The 10,779-nt window shown below is 60.7% G+C and carries 11 protein-coding genes; 7 read left to right on the top strand and 4 right to left on the bottom strand.

Annotated features, from left to right (window positions below; translation table 11 throughout):
• Positions 1–143: 143 nt before the first annotated feature.
• On the bottom strand, positions 144–1,355 hold the full coding sequence (locus tag JOZ06_RS15270) for an MFS transporter (RefSeq protein ID WP_293233920.1): 1,212 nt from the start codon (positions 1,353–1,355) through the stop codon (positions 144–146).
• Positions 1,356–2,129: 774 nt separating this feature from the next.
• On the opposite strand from JOZ06_RS15270, the gene speF reads away from it, so the two are divergent.
• The 3 genes from speF (at position 2,130) to JOZ06_RS15255 (ending at position 6,204) form a co-directional block, all read left to right on the top strand.
• Positions 2,130–4,292: an ornithine decarboxylase SpeF gene (speF, locus tag JOZ06_RS15265; RefSeq protein WP_293233918.1), complete on the top strand. Its 2,163-nt coding sequence runs from the start codon at positions 2,130–2,132 to the stop codon at positions 4,290–4,292.
• 229 nt (positions 4,293–4,521) lie between these two features.
• The gene (locus tag JOZ06_RS15260) at positions 4,522–5,670 is read left to right on the top strand and encodes a diguanylate cyclase (protein ID WP_293233916.1); all 1,149 of its coding nucleotides are present in this window, start codon (positions 4,522–4,524) and stop codon (positions 5,668–5,670) included.
• Between the two features lie 117 nt (positions 5,671–5,787).
• On the top strand, positions 5,788–6,204 hold the full coding sequence (locus JOZ06_RS15255) for a cytochrome c (RefSeq protein ID WP_293233914.1): 417 nt from the start codon (positions 5,788–5,790) through the stop codon (positions 6,202–6,204).
• A gap of 15 nt (positions 6,205–6,219) precedes the next feature.
• On the opposite strand, the gene JOZ06_RS15250 is transcribed toward JOZ06_RS15255, so the two are convergent.
• A complete protein-coding gene (locus JOZ06_RS15250) occupies positions 6,220–6,783 on the bottom strand; it encodes a DedA family protein (protein WP_293233912.1) in 564 nt (187 codons plus the stop codon).
• A gap of 117 nt (positions 6,784–6,900) precedes the next feature.
• Between JOZ06_RS15250 and JOZ06_RS15245 the strand changes: the two genes are divergently transcribed.
• Positions 6,901–7,683 carry a transporter substrate-binding domain-containing protein gene (locus tag JOZ06_RS15245; RefSeq protein WP_293233910.1) on the top strand — a complete coding sequence of 261 codons (783 nt, stop codon included), beginning with the start codon at positions 6,901–6,903 and terminating at the stop codon, positions 7,681–7,683.
• Here JOZ06_RS15245 and JOZ06_RS15240 read toward each other — a convergent pair.
• Positions 7,680–8,282, bottom strand: coding sequence for a UPF0149 family protein (locus tag JOZ06_RS15240; RefSeq protein ID WP_293233908.1), 603 nt, complete (start codon positions 8,280–8,282; stop codon positions 7,680–7,682). The genes JOZ06_RS15245 and JOZ06_RS15240 overlap by 4 nt on opposite strands.
• Before the next feature lie 171 nt (positions 8,283–8,453).
• On the opposite strand from JOZ06_RS15240, the gene JOZ06_RS15235 reads away from it, so the two are divergent.
• On the top strand, positions 8,454–9,104 hold the full coding sequence (locus tag JOZ06_RS15235; protein ID WP_293233906.1) for a pyridoxamine 5'-phosphate oxidase family protein: 651 nt from the start codon (positions 8,454–8,456) through the stop codon (positions 9,102–9,104).
• 27 nt (positions 9,105–9,131) lie between these two features.
• On the opposite strand, the gene JOZ06_RS15230 is transcribed toward JOZ06_RS15235, so the two are convergent.
• Positions 9,132–9,350 (bottom strand): DUF465 domain-containing protein, encoded by a 219-nt coding sequence (locus JOZ06_RS15230; RefSeq protein ID WP_293233904.1) that lies wholly within the window; start codon positions 9,348–9,350, stop codon positions 9,132–9,134.
• 149 nt (positions 9,351–9,499) lie between these two features.
• Here JOZ06_RS15230 and JOZ06_RS15225 point away from each other — a divergent pair, with 149 nt between their 5' ends.
• The gene (locus tag JOZ06_RS15225; RefSeq protein ID WP_293233903.1) at positions 9,500–9,979 is read left to right on the top strand and encodes a GNAT family N-acetyltransferase; all 480 of its coding nucleotides are present in this window, start codon (positions 9,500–9,502) and stop codon (positions 9,977–9,979) included.
• Between the two features lie 183 nt (positions 9,980–10,162).
• Entirely contained in the window at positions 10,163–10,765 is a 603-nt protein-coding gene (locus JOZ06_RS15220) for a TetR/AcrR family transcriptional regulator (protein ID WP_293233902.1), read from the top strand.
• Positions 10,766–10,779 lie beyond the last annotated feature (14 nt).

Below are 10,779 nucleotides of genomic sequence, written 5' to 3'. Positions count from 1 at the left end.
GATGCAGCGCTAGAAGCGCGTCCCGCCGCAGTGTCATTCACTGCAAGGGGCAAGCGACAACGCGATGCGCCGGCTGATACCGGCCCCGAAGGGCTGGCCATTTACCAGGCCAGCGCAGTTCACAAATAGTTTGCAGACAGGCCCTAGTGTTGGCTGAACGTGTCGCGGGCGAACAGCGCGGGGAACCAGCGCCGCCATAGCGCCACCACCGCCAGCGTGCCGATACCGCCCAACACCACGGCGGGCACCGTGCCGAACCAGGCCGCGGTGATGCCCGACTCGAACTCGCCCAATTGATTCGAGGTGCCGATAAAGATGAAGTTGACGGCACTGACCCGGCCGCGCATGGCGTCCGGCGTTTCCAACTGCACCAGCGACGAGCGCACCACCACGCTGACCATGTCGCTGGCGCCCAATACCACCAACGACAATAAAGACGGCACAAACCAGCGCGACAAGCCGAAGACGATCGTGCTTGCGCCAAACAACGCCACGGCCCAGCCCATTTTGCGGCCGACATGGCGGTGCAGCGGATGGCGCGCCAGATAGAGCGACATGCCGAGCGCGCCGATGGCCGGCGCGGCGCGTAACAGCCCCAATCCCCACGGGCCTGTGTGCAGGATGTCGCGCGCGTAGACCGGCAGCAGGGCGGTGGCGCCGCCCAGCAGCACCGAGAACAGGTCGAGCGAAATGGCGCCGAAAAGCACCGGTCGTTCGCGGATGAAATGTACGCCGGCCAGCGCGGATTGCAGGGAGATCGGCGCCTTGCTCGCCGCGCGCGCCCCGGCGGGCAGGCGCGAGAGCAAACCCGCCGCCGAGAGGTAAGCGGCCACGCATGCCAGGTAGACGCTGGCCGCGCCCAATACGAACACGAGCCCACCCACCGCCGGGCCGACGATCACCGCCGTCTGCCGCGCCGAGGCGGCCATCGCCAGGCTCTTGGGCAGGTGCCCTTCCTCCACCAGCGTCGGCAGTAGCGATTGCATGCTGGGGCTTTCGAACGCCCGCGCGGCACCGGTCAGCATCGCGCAGCCGAAGATCAATGCCAGGCTCTGATGATCGGTCAGACAAGCCAGCGCGAGCGTGAACGCGCCCGCCACCTGTGCGAGTTGCGCGCATTGCGCGATGCGGCGCCGGTCAAAGCGGTCCGCGGCTTGGCCGACGATCAGCGTGAGCGCGAGCTGCGGCGTGAATTGCGCGAGACCGATCAATCCGAGATAGAACACGCTGTGCGCCAAGGCGTAGACCTGCCAGCCAAACGCCACGGCCAGCATTTGATACGACAGCGTGGAGCAGCTTTGGCTGGCGAGAAAGTAGGGCAGTATGCGCCGTGCCGGCGCGGGGGAAGTGGGCATCGGAATGCTGTGGGTGTGTCGGTAGAGGAAGAGAGGGATTTTAACCTTCTATGGCACAAAAAGGCCAACTGATATGCCTTAGACATGCGCAGGGCAATCGATTGTCTTGAGGCCTGCCAGGAGGGGGGATGCGGAGTGGGAATGATCTGGCGCGGGTGGGGGTGAAATATTAGCCGGTTAAAAGCATTATTGGAAATAGAGCGGCTAACGAGAAGATACGGGTAATTATTTGCAAATGTCATGGCATGTCGCAAATATGAAAAATCACTTCCATATCTCAAAATTTAGCCATGGGGCTATTTGTCGAAAATCAAACAAAAACAAATTGTTCTATAGAATAATGGGCGCCGTCGTATAGGCTTAAACAACCTATTTTCTCCTAAGCTTTCCTCGCGGAAAGAGACCGAAGCGCCTACCGCCCGTCAAATGATTTCCTGACGGCGCCAGGCCGTTGCCGGGACGTTTAGAGGTATGGGAATTTCCGGAGTTGCCGTGTCGCACGGATATATTTCCGGTTCTCGCCAAAGAAATCAGTCAAGCGAACGCTGATATAAAATCTACCCCATAGATGCTTCGTTTCGCGTGTCGCAGTCGATACTGCTCGCGATCGATCCAGCGCTTTTCTCGGAGCGCGCCACGATAAACGTTGCGAACCTGAAAACCGGCCGGCCTGTAATGCGATCTGTTGTCGCTATAGCGCCAGTTTATTTTGAAAGAGCCTCCCGCGCGGTCGTCCGATCGATCGGTCGCTCTCCAACCCAAGGTAGGATAAACATGACTTATTTGAAAGTAGCGGTAGGTTCGGCGCCCTCGACTTGCTTCGAGACCACGCGTGCGCTGGTTAACCTGGCGGAAACCGATTTTACCGACGTGGGCGCCATTGTCCTGGGCATGGAAGATGTCGCTGCCGGCCGTATCGGCGACCTGGCTGCCAAGGGTCTGGAGATTCCGGTGTTCGTCGTGACCGGCTGTCACGAGAAGCTGGCCGCCGACGTGCTCAAGCGCATCAATGGCGTTATCGAGCTGGGCAAGCAATCCGCCGTGCACTACGGCCGTCAAGTGGAAACCGCGCTGACCAAGTACGAAGCCAGCCTGTTCCCGCCGTTCTTCGGCATGCTCAAGCAGTATGTCGAAATGGGCAACTCGGCCTTCGACTGCCCGGGACACCAAGGTGGCCAGTTCTTCCGTAAGCATCCGGCCGGCCGTCAATTCTTCGAATTCTTCGGCGAAACCCTGTTCCGCGCCGACCTGTGCAACGCCGACGTGAAGCTCGGCGACCTGCTGATTCACGAAGGCGCGCCGCACGATGCGCAAGCCTACGCCGCCAAGGTGTACAACGCCGACAAGACCTATTTCGTTCTGAACGGCACTTCCGCCTCCAACAAGGTGGTATGTAACGCCCTGCTGGCACGTGGCGACCTGGTGCTGTTCGACCGCAACAACCACAAGTCCAACCACCACGGCGCCTTGATCCAAGCCGGCGCGACCCCGGTGTACCTGGAAACCGCGCGTAACCCGTTCGGCTTCATCGGCGGCATCGACGCGCATTGCTTCGACGAAGAATACCTGCGTGGGCAAATCGCCGAAGTGGCGCCGGAACGCGCCAAGGAAGAACGTCCGTTCCGTCTGGCCATCATTCAGCTCGGCACCTACGACGGCACCATCTACAATGCTCGCCAAGTTGTCGACAAGATCGGCCACCTGTGCGACTACATCCTGTTCGACTCGGCTTGGGTCGGCTACGAGCAATTCATCCCGATGATGAAGGACTGCTCGCCGCTGCTGCTCGATCTGACCGAAAAGGACCCCGGCATCATCGTGACCCAGTCGGTTCACAAGCAACAAGCCGGCTTCTCGCAAACGTCGCAGATCCACAAGAAGGACCGTCACATCAAGGGTCAGAAGCGCTACTGCAACCACAAGCGCTTCAACAACGCCTTCATGCTGCACGCTTCCACCAGCCCGTTCTACGCGCTGTTTGCCGCGCTTGACGTCAACGCCAAGATGCACGAAGGCGAACTGGGCCGCAAACTGTGGGCCGACTGCGTGAAGATCGGTATCGAAACCCGCAAGATGCTGCTCGAGACCTGCAAGCACATCCGTCCGTTCGTTCCGGTTGAAGTCGATGGCAAGAAGTGGCAAGACCACGACACCGAAGCGATGGCCAACGATCTGCGCTTCTTCGAATTCCAACCGGGCCAGAAGTGGCACGCGTTCGAAGGCTACGAAAAGGGCCAGTACTTCGTTGATCCTTGCAAACTGCTGCTGACCACCCCGGGTATCGATGCCGCGACCGGCAAGTACACCGAATTCGGCGTGCCGGCCACCATCCTGGCCAACTTCCTGCGCGAAAACAACATCGTGCCGGAAAAGTGCGACCTGAACTCGATCCTGTTCCTGCTGACCCCGGCCGAAGACATGGGCAAGATGCAGCACCTGGTGGCGCTGATCGCCCGCTTCGAACGCTATCTGGACGAAGACGCGCCGCTGTCGGAAGTTCTGCCGACCGTTTACGCCAACAACGAAGCGCGCTATCGCGGCTACACCATCCGTCAGCTGTGCCAAGAAATGCACAACCTGTACGTCAGCCGTGACGTGAAGCAGCTGCAGAAGGAAATGTTCCGCAAGTCGCACCTGCCGAAGGTCGTGAAGAATCCGCAAGACGCCAACATCGAATTCGTTCGCGGCAACGTCGAGTTGATCGCGCTGGACAAGTCGGAAGGCCGCATCGCCGCCGAAGGCGCGCTGCCGTACCCGCCGGGCGTGCTGTGCATGGTGCCGGGCGAAGTGTGGGGCGGTGCCGCGCTGAAGTACTTCCTGGCGCTGGAAGAAGGCATCAATCTGCTGCCGGGCTTCTCGCCGGAACTGCAAGGCGTGTACATCCAAGAAGACGAAGACGGCCGCAAGCGCGCTTACGGTTACATGCTGAACAAGTAATCGCTGCGTCAGTCGTCAACAACGGCCGGGTTTTCCGGCCGTTTTTTCGTTGTCGCGCTGGTCGTTGCACCCCCGACAGGCGTCATGCCTGCCGGGGGTGTTTCTCTTTGCGCGTCTGATGAATGCCCCTATTCCATGTCGATCGGTTCGCGGGGGGCAGGTTTGGGAAAATCGCCTTTGTATGGATTCAAGCTAGAATAAAAAAAACTCAAAGGCCGGGTGGTGTCTCATGCCAATCTCGAAACGCCTAGTCATCACGCTGGCGCTGGCGCTTGCCGGAATGCTATTTGTAGGGGGGTTCGGTGTTTGGGAGCTGAGCAAGTCTCAGGCGCGCCTTCATTACATTTCGCGCAATATCCTTCCGCGCCTGAAAAGCATGAACGATGCCAGGCATGCTGTGAGCAATATGCGGGCCAATATCTGGCGTTTCATGTATTTACCCTCCACCCTCCAGCGTCAAAATGCGCTTGTGCAAATCGCCGATGCGGAACTGCTGTTTGACCAGTCCATGGCGGATTACCGCAGGCATGACGATTTGAGCATCGAAGACAGGAGATTGCTGGTTCAGGACATCCAGGCCTTGGAGGTCTATCGTGCCAGCCTTCACCGCATCATGACGCTGGAGATGGCCGGCAAGAGGGCACTCGCGAACGAAGCGTTGCTCAATGATGCGCCGCATGCCTCGGACAACGTCACTGCGGCACTGTCCAGACACTATGTTTTCAATGTTGCGCAGGCCGATGACCTCGACCGGCAAAACAATGCGCGCTATCACATTGTTTTTGTTTTGTCGGTCGCGGTGATTTTCGCCACCGTGCTGTCCTTTGGGCTGCTGTTCTTTTTTCTTTACCGGTACATCACCGGATCGCAAGCGGCCTTGCAAGAAGCTGCCCAGAGCGACCCGCTGACGGGATGCCTGAATCGTCGCTACCTGATTGCGGCCGGAGAAAAGCTGATGCTGCTCCAACACCGCACCCAGGCGCCAACCAGTGTCCTGTTCATCGATCTGGATCATTTCAAGAGCGTGAACGACCGTTTCGGACACTTTGCCGGGGATGCCGTCATCCGGGCCACCGTACAATGCGTTGCGCGGCGCCTCAGAAAATCGGATGCTCTGGGCCGCTATGGCGGTGAAGAATTCGTCGTGATCCTGCCCAACTGCACAAAAGGCGATGCCATGGCGCTGGCGGAGGACTTACGAAAGGAAGTGGCGCAGATATCGGTCCATTACCAAGAGGGGGTGATTCACATCACGGTCAGCATTGGCGTTGCCGAATGTTATTTGGGAGAAAGTTCGGTCATGGCGGCCATTGACCGGTCGGACAAGGCCATGTATCTCGCCAAAAGCAGCGGTCGGAACTGCGTGGTGAGCGGCTGAACATCGAGGTGGGGATGGCGAGGCTGCTATCCGCCTGTCGGCGCGATTAATGCCGGGTTAAGCCAGCCAGGCTAGTATGGCGTAGCCAAATTATCGTAACGTCATGGAGTCAGTCTGATGAACAAGTCCGTCCTGATCGCCGCGCTGCTGCTCGCCACCGCCAGCGCATTCGCCGCCGGTCCGGCCAGCGAGCGCCGCGCGGTGTTCAAGCATTACAAGCAAGCGCTTGGGAGCATGAACAAGCAGCTCAATGCCGGCAATTTCGACCGTGCGCAATTCGCCGCCGCCGCCAAGTCCCTCGCGGCCGAGGCGCATGCGCCATGGCAGTATTTCCCTGCCGACAGCAAAACCAGTGACACCCGGTCTGAGATCTGGAGCAATCCGCAAGGGTTCAAACAGGCGTCCGACGACTTTGAGGGCAAGGTGAGCAAGCTCAATCAACTCGCCGCGGCCGCCGACGTGGCGCTGGTGCGCGCGGGCTTCCGCGAGGTGCAGCAGTCCTGCAAGGCCTGCCACGACAAGTTCCGCAACTGACTGCCGCGCGCGGACTCACTTTTTGGCGCGGCGGCGCCTCCATTGACGCCAGCCGTGCCAGCCCCACACCAGCGCCAGAAGCGCCAGCACCGCCACCCATTGATAGTGACGCAGATCGGTAAACAGCCGGTGCGCCGCCTTGCCGAACAGATAGCCGACCCCGCCGACCAGCGGCGCCCAGATGGCGGCGCCGAGCATGTTGTACAGCATGAAGCGCACGACCGGCACGCCGCTGGCGCCGATGATGATCGGCCCGGCGATGCGCAGGCCATACATGAAGCGAATCGCGACGATGATGCCGCGCTGGTAGCGCAACAGCAGCGCATTGACCGGGTCCACCTTGGCCGCGAGCGCGGGGAAGCGCGCGATCAGCTTCGGTCCCAGCGTTTTGCCTAGCAGAAAGAACAGTAAGTCCCCGAGGCTGCCGGCAATGAAGGCCAGCGCCGTTACCAGCGGAAACGACAGATAGCCTTGATGCGCGGCGAAGCCGGCGAGGATCAGAATGGTTTCGCCCTCGAGCAAGCAGCCGATGAAGACGGCCCAGTAACCGTAAGTGGCGAGTAAGGCAGAGTAGTGCATGATGCGCGCGAGGTGTCTCTCGATGGATTATGATAAATTTACCAGATGGCCTATGCGTGGGGCTTGCTTTAATTCAACTTGATCGCAGTGGATCCCAATCCGACGAGGTTAACAACTATGTACCGGATCCGCCGGGCGCTATCGTGCGCGCTGTTGTTGGCCAGCGCGTTTTGTCAGGCGCAAAGCACGATGAACGTCGTGCTGTCTAACGATGAATACCCTCCCTATGTCAGTGAGCGGCTCCCAGGTTTCGGCGTGCTCTCGCGCGTGGTGACCGAGGCGTTCAAGCTGCAAAACGTGCAAGTGCGTTATGTATTTTTTCCCAATAACCGCACCTTGCAGTCGGCGCGAACCGGCGCCGTCGACGGCAGCCTGGGCTGGGCCAAGACGCCCGAGCGTCAGCGTGACCTGCTGTATACCGATCCGGTAATGAATCTGCGCATGGTGTTTTTTCAGCGCAAGGACCATCCGGTGAAATGGCAGCAATTGCGCGATCTGGCCGGCTATCGCATCGGGGCCACCACCGGCAATACGTATTCGGACGAGTTTGCCCAGTTGCAGCAAGCGGGCGTGCTGAAGGTTGAAACCGCGCCGGACGACGTGGCGAATTTTCGCAAGCTGATGGCTGGTCATTTGGACCTGTTTCCGATCGATGCCGAGGTCGGCGCGATGCTGCTGATGCAAGCATTCAGCGCCGGGCAACGTCAGCAGATCGAAATGCAGGGCACGCCGTTTTGGAGTGCGCCCATGCATGTGGTGATCTGGAAAGGGCAGCCGCAAGCAGCCGAGCTCGTGCGGCGTTTCAACCTGGGTTTGCAGCAGCTGCGCCGCACGGGGGAGTTCAATCGTCTGGTCAGCGATACGCGCGAACAGATCTACCAGCGCGGCACGCTGCCTTAGTCCTCGCCGCCGGTTTCGAGCTCCGCGCGCAGCCGGGCGAAGTGTCGATGGATGGCGGCGATGTTGGGCGTGATGGCCGTGAGCCAGTCGGCGCGTTGTTCCGGGCTGATCTCACGCAGATAATCCTGCATGTCCTCGTCCTCTTGCCCCTCGAAGGCCAGCGCCATGATCGGCGCCAACAGCTCCGCCTGCGCGGGGTCGTCCAGCAACGGCCCCCAGTCGTCGTAGTCCAACTGCATGCCCTCGACGAAGCCCCGTGCCCAGTCGTTGCCGCGGAACACGCCGTGCTCGTCGGCATCGAGCCAAGGGTGGAACGGCAGCTCTTCCTTCAGCGTGCGCGCGATCTCCAGCCAGTGACGCATCAAGAGGCTGGCGAAACGCTCCAGCGCCTGGTTGCCCGGAAAAGCGGCCTCGTCGTCGAAAGCCTCGCCCAGAATGATCTGCAGGCATTCCGTCGGCTTGACCGGCATCGGGCCGCATAGCAGCGCGGTGAAAAAGCCGTCCAGTTGCTCGAGGTTCATGCAGTCCTGATCGCTGAACCGGGCCAGGGTATCGGCCAGGCGCTGATAGTCCCGGTCGGTCAAGGCTTCAAATGTCATGATGAGGCTCTCGCGTGGGTGAGTCGGCATTATCGGCGCTTTGGCGCGCAAAGGGGGAAAAATCTACGCGCGTCGGGGCGGGAGTGGCCCCCTCGGCTTGTCGCAAGGTGGTTCTGTCCGCGCGCATGTCCGGCTGTCAGTATGAGCACATTCTAATGGATGGGTTTCCCGATGTCTGACTTCGAACCGACCGCGCGCACGCGCATGCGACACTGTGCCCACAAGGCACGGTACGATCGCGACACCGTCTACCAGATCATAGACGACATCCCGGAGTGCACCATTGCCGTATGCGAGCCGCAAACCGGCTTGCCACGCCAGATGGTGTCGACCCACTGGCGCATCGACGACGCGCTCTACATCCACGGCAGCAACGGCAGCGGCTTTTGCAAGCTGTTGGCCGCCGGCGTGCCGGCGGCGGTGTCCATCGCCGCGACCGATGGCCTGGTGCTGGCGCGGTCCGCCTTCGATACCTCGATCAATTTCCGTTCGGTGTCGGTCTATGGCCAGTTCGAGGCGGTGCGCGCGCGCGACGAACAACTGGCGCTGTTGCAGGCCTTCTACGAAAAACTGGTGCCGGGACGTTGGGAAGAAGTGCGCGCGCCGACGCCGCAGGAGCTGGCGGCCACCTTTGTGCTGCGTTTGCCGCTGAGCGAAGCGGTGGCCAAGGTGTCCGAGGGCGAGCCGGACGACCAGGCCGAGGCGCCGGACGTCTGGGGCGGGGTGCGCGTCTATCGCCACGGCTGGGGCGAGCTCGTGGCCGATGGCGCGAGCGGCGATAAACCGCTGCCGGCGAGTCTGCGCCGCCTGCTCGAAAGGTAATCTCCGCCGAACCGCTGGTGACGGACCTTAGGCGCGGGACTTGGCCTGCAAGATGGCGTAGATCTGATCCTTGAGCAGCAGCTTGCGCTTCTTCAAGGTTTCGATCTCTTGCTCGCTCAAATGCGCCTGGCCCGCCTCGGCCTGGGCAATGCGCTCGTCGAGCGCGTTATGCTCTTCGAACAGCCGCTCGAAATGCCGGTCGGTTTGCTTCAGTTGAGAGATCAATTCTCGGTGCTCGCGAAACATTGTGCCTCCCCAGAGTCATCGGTCTTTCTTTCAGCCTACGCCGCCTGACGGCGGATGGCATGAGAAAATGCGGTTCATCCCCCCGCCGTTGTGATTGCGCAAAAAATACTGTTGCGATACACGTAGCTTATCAATGTGGTGAGGGAGAAATGATGTTGCGTATCCGCCAAGCCCGCGGTATCGATGCCGCCGGCGTGCTGGGCCTGCGCCGCGCCGCGATTCTCGCGCATTGCCCAACGCATTATCCGATGCCTTTGCTGCAGCGCTGGGTCGAGGGCGGCGTGACCCCGGCGTTCGAAGCATTCGTTGCCGAGAAGGTTTATCTTGGCGAACGGGATGGGGCGTTGCTGGCATGTGGTGCGCTCGATTCTGACAGTGGCCAGATCGATGCCGTGTTCGTCGATCCGACGGCAAACGGCCACGGTTACGCGCGCGCCATGATGGCGTTTCTGGAAGAGCGGGCGCGGACGCTTGGGCTGGAAACACTGCGTCTCGACGCGACCTTGAATGCCGCGCCATTCTACCGGCGGCTGGGTTTCATCGGGGATAGCCAGGGGCGCTACGATTCGCCGCGAGGTTTTAGTCTGCCTTGCATTCCCATGAGCAAGACGCTGCTGCCCGGCGGGTGACGCAGGATAGAAAAACGCCCGGCGCAAGCGCCGGGCCAACGTAATACGCGGTGAAAACGGTGTCGCTCAAGCGGCAGTTCAACTGCCCTGGCGCTATAACAAAACCGTTCGGTACAGTTATAGAGTTGACGTGGGGGGATTGTCAAGTAAACTGTACTAATTGGTTTAATTAAAGGGGGGGCCGTGCGGGTCAAAAGCGAAGCCAAACGCGCCAGCATTGTCCTGGCGGCGAGGGCGGTCTTTCTGGAGAAAGGCTTCGAGGCCAGCACCATGGCCGACATCGCTCTGAGCGCCGGCGCCTCCAAGGCCACCCTGTATAGCTATTTCCCCTCCAAAGATGCGCTCTTTCACGAAGTGATGGACCAGCATTGCGCGGCGCGCTTTGCCGGCGCCTTCGGCAATCTGCAGTTCGACGGCGACTTGGCGGCGTCGCTGAACGCTTTCGGTCAGTCGCTGATGACCACGTTGTTGTCTCCCGATCTGGTGGCGATCCGGCGCAGCGTCTTTGCCGAGGCGAACCGCTCGCACGTCGGCCGTTTGTTCTATCAGGATGGTCCGTTACGCGGCATGACGCTGCTGTCGCATTTTCTGCAGGGGCAGATGGCGGCGGGGCGCCTGCGCGCGCATGACCCGTGGGTCGCGGCGCGGCATTTGCTGTCGCTGTTGGAAGGCGACTATCCGCTACGCGCGATATTGGGCGTACCGTTGGCCACCGAAGCCGATGAGCTTGCCCGCCATGTTCAACAAGCCGTCGATCTGTTCTTGCGCGGCTATGCCCCGGCGTGACGCGCCGACGCTGA

Origin of the sequence: Paludibacterium sp. (genome assembly GCF_019232825.1) — a bacterium.
GTDB lineage: Bacteria > Pseudomonadota > Gammaproteobacteria > Burkholderiales > Chromobacteriaceae > Paludibacterium.
Note: the sequence above shows the minus strand (reverse complement) of the source record. Positions and strands in the feature narration are given on the sequence as shown.

Coding starts and splice junctions, on each gene's coding strand:
- JOZ06_RS15270 (WP_293233920.1), bottom strand. CDS start 1,355: ATGCCCACTTCCCCCGCGCCGGCACGGCGCATACTGCCCTACTTTCTC.
- speF (WP_293233918.1), top strand. CDS start 2,130: ATGACTTATTTGAAAGTAGCGGTAGGTTCGGCGCCCTCGACTTGCTTC.
- JOZ06_RS15260 (WP_293233916.1), top strand. CDS start 4,522: ATGCCAATCTCGAAACGCCTAGTCATCACGCTGGCGCTGGCGCTTGCC.
- JOZ06_RS15255 (WP_293233914.1), top strand. CDS start 5,788: ATGAACAAGTCCGTCCTGATCGCCGCGCTGCTGCTCGCCACCGCCAGC.
- JOZ06_RS15250 (WP_293233912.1), bottom strand. CDS start 6,783: ATGCACTACTCTGCCTTACTCGCCACTTACGGTTACTGGGCCGTCTTC.
- JOZ06_RS15245 (WP_293233910.1), top strand. CDS start 6,901: ATGTACCGGATCCGCCGGGCGCTATCGTGCGCGCTGTTGTTGGCCAGC.
- JOZ06_RS15240 (WP_293233908.1), bottom strand. CDS start 8,282: ATGACATTTGAAGCCTTGACCGACCGGGACTATCAGCGCCTGGCCGAT.
- JOZ06_RS15235 (WP_293233906.1), top strand. CDS start 8,454: ATGTCTGACTTCGAACCGACCGCGCGCACGCGCATGCGACACTGTGCC.
- JOZ06_RS15230 (WP_293233904.1), bottom strand. CDS start 9,350: ATGTTTCGCGAGCACCGAGAATTGATCTCTCAACTGAAGCAAACCGAC.
- JOZ06_RS15225 (WP_293233903.1), top strand. CDS start 9,500: ATGATGTTGCGTATCCGCCAAGCCCGCGGTATCGATGCCGCCGGCGTG.